15 protein-coding genes are annotated in these 15,430 nt (G+C 66.9%); 5 read left to right on the top strand and 10 right to left on the bottom strand.

Annotation, left to right across the window (positions count from 1 at the left end; translation table 11 throughout):
- Positions 1 to 9: 9 nt before the first annotated feature.
- The 3 genes from RM96_RS32930 (at position 10) to alaC (ending at position 2,703) form a co-directional block, all read left to right on the top strand.
- Entirely contained in the window at positions 10 to 846 is an 837-nt protein-coding gene (locus RM96_RS32930) for a siderophore-interacting protein (protein ID WP_052279889.1), read from the top strand.
- 71 nt (positions 847 to 917) lie between these two features.
- On the top strand, positions 918 to 1,340 hold the full coding sequence (locus RM96_RS32925; protein WP_052279894.1) for a hypothetical protein: 423 nt from the start codon (positions 918 to 920) through the stop codon (positions 1,338 to 1,340).
- Positions 1,341 to 1,437: 97 nt separating this feature from the next.
- Positions 1,438 to 2,703, top strand: coding sequence for an alanine transaminase (alaC, locus tag RM96_RS32920; protein WP_039015944.1), 1,266 nt, complete (start codon positions 1,438 to 1,440; stop codon positions 2,701 to 2,703).
- Between the two features lie 121 nt (positions 2,704 to 2,824).
- Here the strand turns inward: alaC and RM96_RS32915 are convergent, their stop codons facing one another.
- Entirely contained in the window at positions 2,825 to 3,574 is a 750-nt protein-coding gene (locus RM96_RS32915; RefSeq protein ID WP_039015943.1) for a FadR/GntR family transcriptional regulator, read from the bottom strand.
- Positions 3,575 to 3,682: 108 nt separating this feature from the next.
- Here RM96_RS32915 and RM96_RS32910 point away from each other — a divergent pair, with 108 nt between their 5' ends.
- Together RM96_RS32910 and RM96_RS32905 are read left to right on the top strand one after the other, a co-directional pair.
- Positions 3,683 to 4,693: a Bug family tripartite tricarboxylate transporter substrate binding protein gene (locus tag RM96_RS32910; RefSeq protein ID WP_039015942.1), complete on the top strand. Its 1,011-nt coding sequence runs from the start codon at positions 3,683 to 3,685 to the stop codon at positions 4,691 to 4,693.
- A 60-nt stretch (positions 4,694 to 4,753) separates the two neighbouring features.
- Positions 4,754 to 5,740, top strand: a complete 987-nt coding sequence (locus RM96_RS32905) for a Bug family tripartite tricarboxylate transporter substrate binding protein (protein WP_039015941.1) — start codon at positions 4,754 to 4,756, stop codon at positions 5,738 to 5,740.
- Between the two features lie 668 nt (positions 5,741 to 6,408).
- On the opposite strand, the gene RM96_RS32900 is transcribed toward RM96_RS32905, so the two are convergent.
- From RM96_RS32900 to phnG, 9 genes are all read right to left on the bottom strand, one after another.
- On the bottom strand, positions 6,409 to 7,980 hold the full coding sequence (locus RM96_RS32900; RefSeq protein WP_039015940.1) for an aldehyde dehydrogenase (NADP(+)): 1,572 nt from the start codon (positions 7,978 to 7,980) through the stop codon (positions 6,409 to 6,411).
- Between the two features lie 160 nt (positions 7,981 to 8,140).
- Complete coding sequence (gene kdgD / locus RM96_RS32895; protein ID WP_039015939.1) at positions 8,141 to 9,055, bottom strand: 5-dehydro-4-deoxyglucarate dehydratase; 915 nt, start codon at positions 9,053 to 9,055, stop codon at positions 8,141 to 8,143.
- Between the two features lie 355 nt (positions 9,056 to 9,410).
- On the bottom strand, positions 9,411 to 10,631 hold the full coding sequence (locus tag RM96_RS32890; protein WP_039015938.1) for an alpha-D-ribose 1-methylphosphonate 5-triphosphate diphosphatase: 1,221 nt from the start codon (positions 10,629 to 10,631) through the stop codon (positions 9,411 to 9,413).
- Positions 10,632 to 10,654: 23 nt separating this feature from the next.
- Positions 10,655 to 11,380 (bottom strand): phosphonate C-P lyase system protein PhnL, encoded by a 726-nt coding sequence (gene phnL / locus RM96_RS32885; RefSeq protein WP_039015937.1) that lies wholly within the window; start codon positions 11,378 to 11,380, stop codon positions 10,655 to 10,657.
- 5 nt (positions 11,381 to 11,385) lie between these two features.
- On the bottom strand, positions 11,386 to 12,162 hold the full coding sequence (gene phnK, locus RM96_RS32880; RefSeq protein WP_039015936.1) for a phosphonate C-P lyase system protein PhnK: 777 nt from the start codon (positions 12,160 to 12,162) through the stop codon (positions 11,386 to 11,388).
- Entirely contained in the window at positions 12,159 to 13,064 is a 906-nt protein-coding gene (locus RM96_RS32875) for an alpha-D-ribose 1-methylphosphonate 5-phosphate C-P-lyase PhnJ (RefSeq protein WP_039015935.1), read from the bottom strand. Before RM96_RS32875 ends, phnK begins: the two co-directional genes overlap by 4 nt.
- Positions 13,061 to 14,194, bottom strand: coding sequence for a carbon-phosphorus lyase complex subunit PhnI (locus RM96_RS32870; protein ID WP_039015934.1), 1,134 nt, complete (start codon positions 14,192 to 14,194; stop codon positions 13,061 to 13,063). Before RM96_RS32870 ends, RM96_RS32875 begins: the two co-directional genes overlap by 4 nt.
- Before the next feature lies 1 nt (position 14,195).
- Entirely contained in the window at positions 14,196 to 14,813 is a 618-nt protein-coding gene (phnH, locus tag RM96_RS32865) for a phosphonate C-P lyase system protein PhnH (RefSeq protein WP_039015933.1), read from the bottom strand.
- Position 14,814: 1 nt separating this feature from the next.
- Entirely contained in the window at positions 14,815 to 15,315 is a 501-nt protein-coding gene (phnG, locus tag RM96_RS32860; protein WP_039015932.1) for a phosphonate C-P lyase system protein PhnG, read from the bottom strand.
- Positions 15,316 to 15,430 lie beyond the last annotated feature (115 nt).

Here is a 15,430-nt window from a genome sequence, read left to right as displayed (position 1 = left end):
AGGAATTCCATGACGACCACAGAGCAGAACACTTCCATTCCCGCGCGCGAGCTGACCGTCCAGCGCGTTCGCCATCCGCTCAAGATGCGCCTGCTGCAGGTGCGGAGCACGCAGCTGGTGTCGCCGCAGTTGCTGCGCGTCACGCTGGGCGGCGCCGATCTGGCGGACTTTGTCTCGGCATCATTCGATGATCACGTGAAGGTCTTCTTCCCGTCGCCCGGCGCGGATAAGCCAGTGCTTCCCGAAGTCGGCCCCAATGGTCCGGTCTTCCCCGAAGGGCAGCCGCGCCCGCCGGCGCGCGACTATACGCCGCGACGCTATGACGCCACTGCACAGGAGCTCGATCTCGAATTCGTCCTGCATGGCGACGGCCCTGCCTCGACGTGGGCGGCACAGGCAAAGCCGGGGCAATACCTTGGCGTCGGCGGACCGCGCGGTTCCTTCGTGGTACCCACCGGCTTCGACTGGCACCTGCTGATCGGCGACGAGACTGCGCTCCCCGCCATCGGCCGCAGGCTCGAAGAGCTGGGCGGCGGAACGCGGGCGCTGGTCGTGCTTGAAGTGGCAGATGCCAAAGCCGAAATCGCGCTGCCCAGTGCGGCGGATGTGGAGGTGCACTGGCTCCATCGCGGCGACGCGCCCGAAGGCAGCCTGCTCGAGCCCGCACTGCGCAAGCTGACGCTGCCGCGTGGCGAAGGCTATGTGTGGGCGGCGGGCGAATCGGTTGCAATGCGCGCGGTGCGGCAATACCTGGTGACTGAGCGCGGCATCGACAAGACGCGCATCCGTGCATCGAGCTACTGGAAGCGCGGCGCGGCGGCGGTGCATGAGACGCTGGACGACTGATCACCCGCATTGCCCGTGAGCACGCGGGATGGCCTAAGATGACGGCACTGCCACTCGTCAAGGAATCTGCCGTGCAGCAAGCCTCCGAGCGTCGCAACACCCATGCCGCCACGCGCGGCATCGCACTGGCCGCCGCTGTGGCGGCCGTGCTCGCCTCTGCCGCCTGCGCCCCCGACTCGGTGCGCAACATCGAGGCCAAGGGCTTCAACGCCTATCTCGATTCACTGCAGAAGTCATGCCCCAACATGGTCATCGGCTCGAGCAATATCAGCGACTGGCTGCGCACCAATGGCGGCAATGGCGACGACAACTATGTCTATTGGCTCGACCAGACCTCGCGGCTGTACTACAAGCGGATCAGCGTTGCGCAGTATCGCGATTCGATCAGCGGGGCGCTGGGCGGCGGCAAGACCGATACGCGCGCGCTGGACTGCATCGTCAACCACCTGCCCGCCAACCGGCCGAGCAGTCCGCCTGGCGGCAAATTGTTGTGAATCTCCCGGGTCCCCGCTAAGATAGGTCCCCGGCAGCCGAGACAACGGCTGCCGACGTCGCTCGGACGGTTCCGGGCGCTTACGTTAAAGGACCCACATGACTGCCGCCTCTGGCAAGCGCCGCTTCGCGCGCATCGATCGTCTTCCCCCCTACGTTTTCAATATCACCGCCGAGCTCAAGATGGCCGCCCGCCGCCGTGGCGAGGACATCATCGACATGAGCATGGGCAATCCGGACGGCGCCACGCCGCCGCATATCGTTGCCAAGCTGACGGAAGCCGCGCAGCGGCCCGATACGCATGGCTACTCGGCGTCGAAGGGCATTCCGCGGCTGCGGCGCGCGATCTCGCACTGGTATCGCGAGCGCTATGACGTGGAGATCGATCCCGATACCGAAGCCATCGTCACCATTGGCTCCAAGGAAGGCCTGGCGCACCTGATGCTGGCGACGCTGGATCGTGGCGATACGGTGCTGGTGCCGGACCCGAGCTATCCGATCCATATCTACGGGGCCGTGATTGCCGGCGCGGATATCCGCTCGGTGCCGCTGGTGCCTGGCGTCGATTTCTTTGCCGAGCTCGAGCGCGCGATCCGGGGCAGCTATCCCAAGCCGAAGATGATCGTGCTGGGCTTCCCGTCCAATCCCACGGCCGAATGCGTGGAGCTGGACTTCTTCGAGCGCGTCATTGCACTGGCCCGCAAGCACGACATCTTCGTGGTGCACGACCTGGCCTATGCCGATATCGTGTTCGATGGCTGGAAGGCCCCGTCGATCATGCAGGTGCCGGGCGCCAAGGATATCGCGGTGGAGTTCTTCACGCTGTCCAAGAGCTACAACATGGCCGGCTGGCGGATCGGCTTCATGGTCGGCAATCCCGACCTGGTCGCGGCACTCACGCGCATCAAGAGCTATCACGACTACGGCACCTTTACGCCGCTGCAGGTGGCGGCCATTGCCGCGCTGGAAGGCGACCAGCAGTGCGTGAAGGACATCGCCGCCCACTACCAGGCGCGGCGCGACGTGCTGGCGCGCGGGCTGATCGAATCCGGCTGGCCGGTCGATATCCCGAAGGCGTCGATGTATATCTGGGCGCGCATTCCCGAACCGTACCGGGCGCTGGGCTCGCTGGAGTTTTCCAAGCAGTTGCTGGCGAAGGCGAAGGTATCGGTCTCGCCTGGCATCGGCTTTGGCGACTACGGCGACGAGTACGTGCGCTTCGCCCTGATCGAGAACGAATCACGCATCCGGCAGGCGGTGCGCGGGATCAAGGCGATGTTCCGGGCCGACGGGCTGGTGAAGGTGCCGGCCGCGGAGCATGCGGAGCCGCATGCGAAGGGTGGGGCAGGGAAGGCGAAGGGCTAATCCGGACGGTCAGCCTGTGAAGGCAAAGCGGGCCGGAAGACGGCCCGTTTTGCTGAATTCATTATTAGACATCGTATGACATAGGCGGGTGAGCGAAAAGCGCCACCCACATCGACGCCTGTCAGGCCGGCGCAGCCGCTGTCGCCGACGCCTTGCGCAGGCGCTCGCGGCTGTTGGTCAGGTGCATGCGCATTGCGGCCTTGGCGGCCTCGGGGTCCTGGCGCTCGATGGCCTCGTAGATGTTCTCGTGCTCGATGTTCACGCGGTCCAGGTACTGTTCGCGCTCTGGCTTGCTGACCTGGAGGCGGCTGCGCGGGATGACCATGGTGCCCAGGTGGCCCATGATGTCCGTGAAATAGCGGTTGCCCGTGGCGCGGGCGATGGCCATGTGGAACTCGAAATCGCTGTCCACGGCGTCGTTGCCCTCCACCGCGCTGCGCTTGAGCTCGTCCAGCGCGCGGCGCATGGCGGCAAGCTGCATGTCGCTGCGGCGGGTTGCGGCCAGGCTGGCGGCTTCCGCCTCCAGGCTCACGCGGAATTCCAGCATAGCCAGCACATCCAGTGCGGTGCCCATGGCGGCCGGGTCGATGCGGAACGGCGAGGGCGCTTCGGCCGCGCGCTCCAGCACAAAGGTGCCGATGCCGTGGCGCGTTTCCACCAGGCCGCTGGCCTGCAGCCGCGAGAGCGCCTCACGCACGACGGTTCGGCTGACGCCCTGCGCGGCCATGATCTCGGATTCGGTCGGGAGTTTGTCGCCCGGCTTGATCCGGCCTTGCCGGATCTCTTCGCTCAGGCTGCTGACCACCTCTTCGGCAAGCGTGCGGCCGCGTCGGCGCGGTGTAGCGGCAGAAGCCATCTGGGCATTTGACATAGACGGATGCGGGCGGGGATTCCCGGGCTTGACCAGTTTGAGATGTGCTTATTATACTGGGTTATCAGTCATACGATGACAGATAACATATACGGACAGGAGACAACCATGTTCCAACCATCCCGGGTCAGGCGCGTCCAGCGTGTGCACAACTGGCTGCGTGGCTGCGCTTTCGTGGCTGCGGCGCTCGCAACCGGCGCTGCCGTGGCGGCTGCGCAGAACTGGCCGCAGCGTCCGGTCTCGGTCGTCGTGCCGTTCCCGGCCGGCGGCTCGACCGATACCATCGCGCGCATGCTGTCCGCGCCGCTCAACGAGAAGCTGGGCCAGCCCTTCGTGGTGGACAACCGGCCGGGGGCCACGGGCGCGATCGGTGCGACCTTCGTCAAGCGCGCGCCGGCGGACGGCTACACGATGATGGTGGCGTCGATCGGCGTCTATGCCGTCAATCCCTTCCTGCAGAAGGGCCTGGGCTATGACCCGGCCAAGGATTTCGATCTGCTGACGGTAGCCGTGCGCGCGCCCAATGTGCTGGTGGCCAATCCGCAGTTCCCGGCGAATTCCGTGCAGGAACTGGTGGCCTACATGAAGAAGCATCCGGGCAAGGTCAGCTTTGCCACGTCCGGCGCGGGCTCGTCCGACCACCTCACCGCGGCGCTGTTCTGGCAGAAGTCCGGCACGGACGGCCTGCACGTTCCCTACAAGGGCGGCGCGCCGGCCATCTCCGACCTGCTGGCCGGGCAGGTGGACGTCTCGTTCCAGAACATCAATGCGGTGCTGCAGCAGATCCGCACCGGCAAGCTGAAGGCGCTGGCGGTAACAGCGGACAAGCGCGCGGCGGTGCTGCCCAATGTGCCGACCATGGCCGAGGGCGGCGTGAAGGATGTCGAGGTCTATTCCTGGCAGGGCGTCGCCGCGCCGCGGGGCTTGCCGGCCGACATCAAGGCTCGCCTGCACGGCGCGCTGGTCGGTACGCTGAAGGATCCGAAGATGCAGCAGAAGCTGGCCGAGAGCGGCTTCGAGGTGGTCGCGAACACGCCGGAGCAGTTTGCGCAGTTCGAAACGCAGGAACTGCAGCGCTGGAAGGCCGTGATCGAGAAGGGCGGCATTGCGCTCGAATGATCGGCGCGTGTTTGGCGGTGAAGCAGATGCGCAGAATCATTCAATAAAAGGAGACAGAGCATGACCCATGGCCGCCGTATTTTCCTCAAGCAGACTTCCGCCCTTGCAGTAGGCCTTGCAACGGGTTCCGCGACAGGCCTTGCGCGTGCCGCACAGAGCTGGCCGACCCGTCCCATCCGACTGGTGGTGCCCTACACCGCAGGCGGTTCGTCGGACATCATCGCCCGCCTGATCAGCAAGCAGCTAGGCGAGGCGCTTGGTCAGCCTATCGTGGTGGACAACCGGCCCGGCGCGAACGGCAACGTCGGCGCGGCCATGGTGGCCCAGGCGAACGACAACCATACGCTGATGCTGTGCGACATCGGCGCGCTGGCGATCAGCCCCTCGGTCTATACCAAGCTGACGTTCGACATCTCGAAAGACCTGAAGCCAGTTACCATGCTGGCCTACTCGCCGCATCTGCTGGTGGTCCATCCGTCGGTGCAAGTGGGCAGCCTGAAGGAGCTGGTGGAGCTGTCAAAGCGCAGCCAGCTCAATTTCGCCGTCACGGCGATCGGCAGCGCTCCACATCTGGCGGGCGTGGCAGTGGAGCAGGCAACCGGCGCAAAGTGGCAATACGTGCCGTACAAGGGCGGATCGCAAGCGATTGCGGATACCGTTGGCGGCAGCGCGCAGGTGCTGATGAACGGCATGCTGGCGACCCTGCCGCATGTGCAGTCGGGCAAGCTGAAGCTGATCGCGTTGTCCAAGCGCACGCGCATGCCGCTGCTGGCTCAGGTGCCGACCATCGCCGAACAGGGCGTGGCCAACTTCGAGTCAGGCACCTGGCAGGGCGTGATGGCGCCTGCCAGCATGCCGGATGCGCTGGTGACACGCATCAATGCGGAACTGATCCGGATCATCCGCTCGCCGGATTTGCGCTCGCAACTGGTGGCGCAGGGGGCGGAGGTGGTGACCATGACGCCGGCCGAGACCGGGCGCTTTTTTGTCAATGAACAGGCGCGGTGGGCTGGGGTGGTGAAAAAGGCTGGCATTAAACTCGACTAGGGTCAGGGGGATACCGGGGCCTTCGGACTTGCGTAAATGGGGGCTCTTCGCTGGATCGCGGGTCTGGGTTCTTGGATGCTCTGCTGTTTCGCCGGCGTAGCCGGCGACTCCCTTTTTGACTGCGCCAAAAAGGAAGCAAAAAGCGCCTTCTGTCCTCGGCGGACGGCCAGTCTTATCATAGTGTTCGACGGTTTTTGTACGGGTATTCGCTTCAGGGCATAGCTACGATGCCTGCCGCGTGGTAACGAGACGGCGCGAGGCATTGACAGGCTGTCCTCCCGACCTCGTGAGAGGGGAGTGGCACGCAGCTTGAGGCTCGGAGGCATGCGCAGCCGCATCGCGCACCACGGTTGCCGGCCTGTGACCTTCGCCGCAGGCACGGCGCTCGATCACCGAGCCACTCCGCTCTCACGAGGTCGGGAGGACAGCGCCGTTCCCGGCGTTGCCCCTGGCGATCTGCGCGTCAGGCAGTCTAGTTATGCCCTGAAGCGAATACCCGTACAAAAACGCAGGCAGACTACGATAAGACTCCCGCCCGGCGGGCAAGCAGGCGCTCTTTGGTTACTTTCTGGCGCCGTCAGAAAGTAACTCGCCCGGCAGGGCGAAACGGGGCCGTCGACCTACGACAAACGCCAAGCCGCAGCCCCACCCGATCCCTCAGGACTACGCTACGCGACCTTCCCATCCCTCAACTGCCACACCCCCAGCGGATTCCCATCCCGCAACGCTAGAGGCAACAGCGCATCCGGCAGGTTCTGGTAGCACACCGGCCGCAGGAATCGGTCAATGGCGCTCGCGCCCACCGAAGTCGTGCGCGTGTCCGACGTAGCCGGGAACGGCCCGCCATGCACCATCGCGTACGAGACTTCAACGCCCGTGGGATACCCGTTGTAGAGCACGCGCCCGACCTTGCGCTCCAGCACGGTCAGCAGGTCCGCCGCGATGGCGTGGTCGGCATCGTCGGCTTGCAGCGTGGCGGTGAGCTGGCCTTCGAGCTGGCGCGCAAGTGCGAGCATCTCGGCCGCGTCGCGGCAGACCACCAGCGTCGAGGCCGGGCCGAAGACTTCGGCCTGCATCCTCTCGTCGGCAAGGAAGCGCTCTGCGGTGGTTTCGAACAATGCGGGGCGGGCGCGGTTCGGACCGTCGCCAGCCGCGCCGGCGCCGATCGCATGGATGCCATCGAGCGCGCACAGTTGCGCCACACCCTGCTCATAGGCGCGGTGGATGCCTGGCGTCAGCATGGCTGCGGCGGGTTTGTCCGCCAGGGCCTTTACCGCTGCCTGGCGGAAGCCGTCCAGCGCGGAGCCATCGATCGCAATGACCAGGCCGGGATTGGTGCAGAACTGGCCGACACCCATGACCAGCGAGTCCACCAGCTGGCGGCCAATGTCTTCGCCGCGCGCGGCCAGCGCCGAAGGCAGGAGGAACACCGGGTTGATGCTGCTCATCTCGGCATAGACCGGAATCGGCTGCGGCCGGCTGTTGGCAGCATGCAGCAGCGCCAGTCCGCCGGCGCGCGAGCCGGTGAAGCCGACTGCCTGCACGGCGGGATGCGACACCAGCGCGGTGCCGACCACATTGCCCGCGCCAACCAGCAGTGAGAACACGCCTTCCGGCAGTCCGGCATCCGCCACGGCTTTCCGGATCACGCGGCCGACCAGCTCGGACGTGCCGAGATGTGCCGAGTGTGCCTTGACGATGACCGGGCATCCGGCGGCCAGGGCCGAAGCCGTGTCGCCGCCAGCCACGGAGAAGGCCAGCGGGAAATTGCTGGCGCCGAACACGACGACCGGCCCCACGGCGATCCGTTGCATGCGCAGGTCGGGGCGCGGCGGGTTGCGCTCGGGCAGGGCGCTGTCGAAGGTGGCGTTCTGCCAGCGGCCATCGCGCAGAATGCTCGCGAACAGGCGCAACTGGTTGGCGGTGCGGCCGCGCTCACCCTGCAGGCGCGCGATGGGCAGTGCGCTTTCCAGGTGCGCACGCTGGATCAGCGTGTCGCCCAGCGCTTCGATGCCGCTGGCAATCGATTCGAGGAAGGCCGCGCGCTGTTGCGGCGTGGTAGCGCGGTAGGTGTCGAACGCTGCTTCGGCAAGTTCGCAGGCGCGGTTCACTTCGGCGTTGCCGCCGCCCCCGAAATCGGGGCCCAGCGTTTCGCCGGTGGCGGGATTGATGGCTTGCAGCAGGGATTCGGTGCCGCGCACGGATTGCGCGCCGATCAGCATGTCGCCGGTAATGGTCATGGGTGTTTCCTTTTCGGCTGGTTTCGGGGCCAGGGTGTCAGGGACGTGGCAGCGCAAAGCGGCACACGTCATCTGAAAAGCACAAAAACGGGCGCTTCAGGCCCGTTGGTATCGTCTGGCTGCCGGCCACGGAGGCGCCCCGCGACCGGCAGGCTCCGGCTTACTGCGGGCCGAGCTTGCTGATGAGGGCGCCAAGCGCGTCCGCTTCCTCGTCCGTCAGGTCCGTCAGCGGCGCACGCACGGGGCCCGCATCGCGGCCGACGAGCTTTGCGCCCGCCTTGACGATGCTCACGGCGTAGCCGGCCTTGCGGTTGCGGATGGCCAGGTAAGGCAGGAAGAATGTATCGATCAGGTGGCCGACGGTTTCGTGGTCGTCCGCGGCGATGGCGCGGTAGAAGTCCATCGCGGTCTTCGGGATGAAGTTGAAGACAGCGGAGGAGTAGACCGGCACGCCGAGCGCCTTGTATGCCGCGGCGTAAACCTCCGCGGTAGGCAAGCCGCCCAGGTAGGAGAAGCGGTCGCCAAGCTTGCGGCGGATGCTCACCATGGCCTCGATGTCGCCGACGCCATCCTTGAAGCCGATCAGGTTCGGGCAGCGGTCAGCCAGCGTGGCCAGGTGCGCGGCGTCGAGCTTCGAATTGGCACGGTTGTAGACGATCACGCCGATGTCCACGGCCTTGCAGAGCTCTTCGACATGCGCGGCAATACCGTCCTGGCTGGCTTCGGTCAGGTAGTGCGGCAGCAGCAGGACGCCGGCGGCGCCAAGGCGCTGCGCTTCCTGTGCATAGGCAATTGCGGTCCGGGTAGGGCCGCCGGCGCCCGCGAGGATGGGCACCTTGCCCGCGCAGGTCTGCACGGCGGTGTCGACCACAGCGGAGTAGTCGTCCGGCGTCAGCGAGAAGAATTCCCCAGTGCCGCCGGCCGCGAACAGGGCGGTGGCGCCATAGGGGGCCAGCCATTCCAGGCGTTCCGCATAGGACTTCGGCGCGAAATTGCCCGCCCGGTCAAAGTCGGTGACGGGAAACGAAAGCAGTCCTTCAGAGACGATCTTCTTGAGTTCGTTGGGTGCGAGCATTGCGAATTCCTGAGCGGGCCGAGGGCCCGGTGATGTTTGTGGTCGACTCGGTTCTCCATGACATCCGAGTTATCAGTCATCGTATGACAAGAAAGTTCGCAAGGCAAGCCGGCTGTCTGGGCTTACGGGTTTACCTGAGAATTATGAGAAATGAAGAGGCGCTGGATTCTGCGGTTCAAGGGCAGAATTAGGCATTTTCTGAGCCAGAAGTGAGGCTTGCGGCGCCACTCGCGCAGGCCGAAGAAACGCGCCCGGCAAAACTGCCAGGCTTGCCAAGTGTTGTCAGACAACGCAACACGAAGGGAAACCGGACCCGACGGGTGCCGAGTCCGGTCCGGGGCATGACGCCCGCCGCTCAGGCCATTGCACGCATGGCATGCCCGGCTGCCGGAACCTCGGCGGCGGCCACATGCCGCATCGACGGATAGCCGGCAGCAAACACCAGCCGCCCATGCGACCACGTGTGGGTGACCATCGGCTGGCCGGCCACGCCGGACACGGCGATCACGTCCGCGCGTGCGCCGGGCACCAGGCGGCCGCGGTCAGACAGCAGGCAGGCATCGGCAGGGTTGGCGGTGACCAGGGCCACCGCTTCATTGAGCGGCAGGTCGGCCAGGCGCGCGGCGGCATACGCCGCGGCAATCAGGGTCGAGGGCTGGTAGTCGGAGCACAGGATCGTCCCCACGCCCGCCTGGATGGCATCGATCGCGCGCATGGACCCGCTCTGGCTCTTGCCCCGCAGCACATTGGGCGCGCCGAGGATGGTCGGCAGCGCTTGCGCGCAGGCGGCTTGCGCGGTCTCCACGTTGATCGGGAACTCGCTCATGCGCACGCCCAGCGCGCGCATGGCGGCGATGCGCTGCGGCGAGTCGTCGTCATGGCTGGCGGTGGGAATGCCGAGTCGATGCGCCTTTTCCACCAGCCGGTTGACGCGTTCATGCGCGCCGTCCAGCGCCGCGGCTTTCTTCGCGGCGGCATTGGTGGCCTCTTCGCGGCTCATGCCGTGGTTGCCCATCATGTAGGCGAGGTAGGCCTCCATTGTCTTGAACTGGCCCTGGCCCGGCGAGTGGTCCATGACGGACAGCAGGTCCACCACGCCCTCGGCCATCAGCATTTCGAGCACGGGCACGGCGCTGGCGTCGGTCACTTCATAGCGGCAGTGGATGCGGTTGTCGACCAGGCTGTGCTCGCGATACGCAGCCACCGTGCGCACCAGCGTGGCCGCGGTGTCGACGTTGCGCACGCCGAACTGGTTGCCGGCGAACGACAGCGCGTGATACGGCGTGGTGATGCCGGCCGCGGCGTTGCGGCGGTCCACCTGGGCCACGGCGAAGTCCAGCGGGAACATCACGTTGGCGCGCGGCTCGGCTTCCTTCTCGATGGCGTCGCAGTGCACGTCGATCAGGCCCGGCATCACCATGTGGCCGTGCAGGTCGATCACGGTGGCGTAGGCGGGCACGGCGGACGGCGCGGGTTCGATGGCGGCGATACAGCCGTCCTCGATCAGTAGTGCGCTGTCATGCAGGACGCGGTCGGGCAGCACCAGGGTAGCGTGCGTCAGATAGGTGGCAGACATGTCGGCTCCGTTCCGGATTCGAATCAGGCGAGGGCGGTGGCCGGCTGCAGAGGCAGCAGGCGGGTGGCGACGGCATCGCGCACGGCTTCGTCGTGAAAGATGCCGATCAGGGCACGGCCTTCGGCCAGCGCTTCACGGATCAACTCGATCACCACCGCGCGGTTGTCGGCGTCGAGCGATGCAGTCGGTTCGTCGAGCAACAGGATCGGATGGCCGCCGATCAGGCCGCGCGCGATGTTCACGCGCTGCTGTTCGCCGCCCGAGAATGTGGCCGGCGGCAGGTCCCACAGGCGGCGCGGCAGGTTCAGGCGGGCCAGCAGCGCCGCGGCGCCTGCACGGGCTTCCTCGTGGCTGGCGCCGCGCTGCTGCAATGGATCCGCCACGACGTCCAGCGCGGAAACGCGCGGAATCGCGCGCAGGAACTGGCTGACGTAGCCGATCACGTCTCGGCGCAGCTTCAGCACGCGTTGCTCGGGGGCGTTGGTCAGCTCGACCCACGGCTCGGCATCGACGCTGGTGTCGCGCAGGCGGATGGTGCCTTCGGTGGCCAGGTAGTTGCCGTACAGGCAGCGCAGGAGCGTGCTCTTGCCGGTGCCCGAGGGACCGGACAGGACCAGGCATTCGCCGCGCGCGGCGTCGAAATCGATCGCACGCAGCACCGGCAGGCGAATGCCGCCCTGGTTGTGCAGCGTGAACATCTTGCCGAGGCCGCGGACCTCGACCAGCTTCTGTGCGTTTTCGGATGGCATCGTCGTCAGCCCTGCAGGATGGAGGAGACCAGCAACTGCGTGTACGGGTGCTGCGGGTCGTCGAGGATCTGGTCGGTCAGGCCTTGCTCCACCACGCGGCCGCCCTGCATGACCAGCGTGCGGTGCGCCAGCAGGCGCGCCACGGCGAGGTCGTGCGTGACGAGGACGGCGGCGAGGCCGAGGTCGGTCACCAGGCGGCGCAACAGGTCCAGCAGGCGGGCCTGCACTGAGACGTCGAGCGATGCCGTGGGCTCGTCCATGAACACCAGGCGCGGGTGCGTGACCAGGTTGCGCGCGATCTGCAGGCGCTGCTGCATGCCACCCGAGAAGGTGGTGGGGACATCATCCAGGCGCGCCAGGTCGATTTCCATTTTCTCGAGCCAGGCGCCGGCCACTTCGCGCAGGTTGCCGTAGTGGCGCTCGCCCACGGCCATCAGGCGCTCGGCGATGTTGGCGCCGGCGCTGACCTGCATGCGCAGGCCGTCGCGGGCATGCTGGCGCACGAAGCCCCAGTCGGTGCGGGCCAGCAGGCGCATGCGCGCGCTGGATAGCGTGGCCAGGTCGGTCAGGCCGGACTCGCGCATGTCATAGCTGACGCTGCCACGCTGCGGCGGGGCCTGCATCGACAGTGCCTGCAGCAGCGTGCTCTTGCCGGAGCCCGATTCGCCCACCACGCAGAGCAGCTCGCCAGGATAGAGGTCGAAGCTGACGTCATGGCAGCCATGCACGCCGTCCCAGGTGCGCGTGAGGCTGCGCACCGACAGCAGCGGGGTCGCGCTCATTGGGCACCTCCGGCGGCCGCCTTCACGGCTTGTGCGGTCTGGCGGTCGGCGCAGTACTCGGTGTCCGAGCACACGAACATGCGCGTGCCGGCATCGTCGGTGATTATTTCATCGAGATAGCTGTCGGTGGCGCCGCACTGCGCGCAGCAGCTGGACCACTTCTCCACGGTGAACGGATGGTCGGCAAAGTCCAGGCTTTTCACCGAGGTATACGGCGGCACGGCATAGACGCGCTTCTCGCGCCCGGCGCCGAACAGCATCAGTGCGGGGCTGCGGTCGAGCTTGGGATTGTCGAACTTGGGGATCGGCGACGGCCGCATCATGTAGCGCTGGTTGACGACCACGGGGTAGTCGTAGGTGGTGGCGATATGCCCGTGATGGGCAATGTCCTCATAGAGCTTGACGTGCATCGCGCCGTACTCGGCCAGCGCGTGCATGGTGCGGGTCTCGCGCTCGCTCGGCTCCAGCCAGCGCAGCGGCTCGGGAATGGGCACCTGGTACACCATCGTCTGGCCCGCGCGCAGCGGCGTCTCGGGAATGCGGTGGCGGGTCTGGATGATGCTGGCCTCGGCGGTGCGCTCGGTGGTCTGCACGCCGGTGACGCGGCCGAAGAAGCGGCGGATATTGATGGCGTTGGTGGTGTCGTCCGAACCCTGGTCGATCACCTTGAGCACGTCCTGCTTGCCGATGATCGCGGCGGTGACCTGGATGCCGCCCGTGCCCCAGCCGTAGGGCAGCGGCATTTCGCGGCTGCCGAACGGCACCTGGTAGCCGGGAATCGCCACGGCCTTGAGCAGCGCGCGGCGCAGCACGCGCTTGGTCGACTCGTCGAGATAGCCGAAGTTGTAGTGCTCGTCGCGGGCGACGGCGCCCGGATTCGGGGTGGCGTTGACCTGACTCATGCCAGCGTCTCCTCTTGGGGCTGTTGTTTCGGCAGGGGTTGCGGCGTGGCAGCGGGGCTGGCCGCATCCTGTTCCGCACGCAGGCGCCGCAGCAGTTCCAGGTTGGCCTGGAAGTCCACGTAGTGGGGCAGCTTCAGGTGCTGCACGAAGCCCGAGGCCTCGACGTTGTCGCTGTGGTACAGCATGAACTCGATATCGTTGGCCGGGGCATCGGCCGCTTCGCCAAGCTCTTCGGCGCGCATGGCGCGATCCGCCAGCGCCATCGACATCGCCTTGCGCTCGTTGTAGCCGAACACCAGCCCATAGCCACGCGTGAAGCGCGGGGCCTCGTCGGCATTGCCGGCAAACTGGCTCACCATCTGGCATTCGGTCAGCTCGACTTCGCCGATGGTGACCGCGAAACCGAGTTCTTCCACGAACAGCTCGACTTCAGCCGTGCCATAGCGGATCTCGGCCGCGAACGGGTGCGAGTTGCCGTAGCCGCGCTGCGTGGAGTAGCCCATCGAGAGCAGGAAGCCTTCGTCGGCGCGCGCCAGGTTCTGCAGGCGAGCCGCGCGGCTGGCGGGGAACGTAAGCGGTTCGCGCGTCAGGTCCGGCGGGGTGGGGTCGCCGGCCGGAATGTCGTCGGCCTCGACTAGTTCGTCAGCTTCCAGCAGGCCCGTCACGCGCGGCATGCCGGCGGCGAGGGGTTCCGCCGACGGCGGCAGCGGCGCGGGATCGCGCTCTGCTTCGAGCGAGAAATCCAGCAGGCGCTGCGTGTAGTCGTAGGTCGGCCCGAGCACCTGGCCGCCCGGCACGTCCTTGAATGTGGACGAGATCCGGCGTTGCAGGCGCATCGCGCCGGTATCGACGGGGCGCGTATAGCCGAAGCGCGCGAGCGTGGTGCGATATGCGCGCAGCAGAAAGATTGCCTCGATCTGGTCGCCGGCCGCCTGCTTCAGCGCCAGCGCGGCCAGGCGCGGGTCGTACAGCGAACCCTCGGCCATCACGCGCGACACCGCCAGCGGCATCTGTTCGCGGATCTGCGCGAGCGTGAGTTCCGGCACCGAGGTGTCGCCACGGCGGTACGCATCGAGCATCTGGTAGGAGTTCAGGATGGCGCGTTCGCCTCCTTTGACGGCTACGTACATCTCAGTCCTCCACGTGCGTGGTGCGCGTCAGCGCGCAGAATCGGTCGCCGCTGGCCAGCAGCAGGTCCACGCCGAGCGGAAAGCCGGCGTTGTTGGCCCGCCAGCTCGCGCGGAAGCCGGCGGGCAGGCCGGCGACGCGCAGCGTTTGCGTGGTCTCGATGCCGGGGCCGCGCAGCGTGAGCGTGTCGCCGTCGGTGAGCGATGCCACCTCCACCATCAGGGTGGCCGAGCGGTCCGGAAAGGCCGGCTCGCCCTGCGCGCAGTCCGCGAGGTCGGGCATGGCATGGCCGGCGGGCACGCACACGAACGTTGCGGCACCCAGGTCCTCCGTCAGCGGGCAGCCGCAGTGGAAGCGCAGGAACGCGCGCGCCGCGGCGGGCACGTCGGCAGGCAGCCAGACCGGCGTATCGGGATCGGCCAGGGTCAGCAGCAACGCGGCTAGCGCCGGCGACAGGCCATCGGGCAGGCCGCTGGTGACGGGCAGGGTTGCCAGGCGGCCCGGATGGGCAAACGCTTCCAGCGTGGCGCGAAACACCTGCTGTGCATCGTCGACGGGGTTGTCGAAGCCCGGCAGCAGCGAAGTCGTCGGCGTGGACGGGATCGGTTGGGTAATCGGCATCTCAGTCCTCCCCGCGGACCATCGTGAAGAATTCGACGCGCGTCTGGGCGGCGGTGGCGGCGTCATGTGCCGCGCGTTCGGCAAAGGCGCGGGCCAGCGGCGCCAGCACGATGTCCTGAACGCGCTGGTGCCAGGCGGGACGCTGGAGCATGGCATCCAGTACGGCGGCCTGCTCGGCGTGGCGCGGGCTGCGGCCCTGCACATAGGCCACGCCGGCCGTGCCGCCGGCATCGGCGTCGTCCAGCACGACCGCGCAGCGCGTGACCGTGATCTCCCCCAGGTTGAACTGCGCCCCGGTTCCGCCCGCGCGGGCACGCACCATCGCCATGCCGGATTCCGGCTTGCGCAGCAGGCGGTAAGCGGGCACCGGGATCGCCTCATTCAGGCTGGCGTAAGCCGCGTCGAGCGCGTCCGTCTGCGCCATAGCCAGGATCCTCAGCCAGCCGGCGCGCGCCGCGTCGGCCCCGGCGCCGGCCTGATCGGCAGTTTCGCTTTGCATCATCACCCCTATACGTCTATACGTTTAGATGTCAGCTACTAAAACACGGCGCTACTAAACCACAGCCAGATGAACGTTTCATGACGGGCCCGGCGCTTGCTCGGGCACGCGGCATGCG

Source organism: Cupriavidus sp. IDO (assembly GCF_000812465.1).
Taxonomy (GTDB): domain Bacteria; phylum Pseudomonadota; class Gammaproteobacteria; order Burkholderiales; family Burkholderiaceae; genus Cupriavidus.
This window is presented reverse-complemented; position numbering and strand designations above follow the sequence as displayed.

Coding starts and splice junctions, on each gene's coding strand:
- RM96_RS32930 (WP_052279889.1), top strand. CDS start 10: ATGACGACCACAGAGCAGAACACTTCCATTCCCGCGCGCGAGCTGACC.
- alaC (WP_039015944.1), top strand. CDS start 1,438: ATGACTGCCGCCTCTGGCAAGCGCCGCTTCGCGCGCATCGATCGTCTT.
- RM96_RS32915 (WP_039015943.1), bottom strand. CDS start 3,574: ATGTCAAATGCCCAGATGGCTTCTGCCGCTACACCGCGCCGACGCGGC.
- RM96_RS32910 (WP_039015942.1), top strand. CDS start 3,683: ATGTTCCAACCATCCCGGGTCAGGCGCGTCCAGCGTGTGCACAACTGG.
- RM96_RS32905 (WP_039015941.1), top strand. CDS start 4,754: ATGACCCATGGCCGCCGTATTTTCCTCAAGCAGACTTCCGCCCTTGCA.
- RM96_RS32900 (WP_039015940.1), bottom strand. CDS start 7,980: ATGACCATTACCGGCGACATGCTGATCGGCGCGCAATCCGTGCGCGGC.
- kdgD (WP_039015939.1), bottom strand. CDS start 9,055: ATGCTCGCACCCAACGAACTCAAGAAGATCGTCTCTGAAGGACTGCTT.
- RM96_RS32890 (WP_039015938.1), bottom strand. CDS start 10,631: ATGTCTGCCACCTATCTGACGCACGCTACCCTGGTGCTGCCCGACCGC.
- phnL (WP_039015937.1), bottom strand. CDS start 11,380: ATGCCATCCGAAAACGCACAGAAGCTGGTCGAGGTCCGCGGCCTCGGC.
- phnK (WP_039015936.1), bottom strand. CDS start 12,162: ATGAGCGCGACCCCGCTGCTGTCGGTGCGCAGCCTCACGCGCACCTGG.
- RM96_RS32875 (WP_039015935.1), bottom strand. CDS start 13,064: ATGAGTCAGGTCAACGCCACCCCGAATCCGGGCGCCGTCGCCCGCGAC.
- RM96_RS32870 (WP_039015934.1), bottom strand. CDS start 14,194: ATGTACGTAGCCGTCAAAGGAGGCGAACGCGCCATCCTGAACTCCTAC.
- phnH (WP_039015933.1), bottom strand. CDS start 14,813: ATGCCGATTACCCAACCGATCCCGTCCACGCCGACGACTTCGCTGCTG.
- phnG (WP_039015932.1), bottom strand. CDS start 15,315: ATGATGCAAAGCGAAACTGCCGATCAGGCCGGCGCCGGGGCCGACGCG.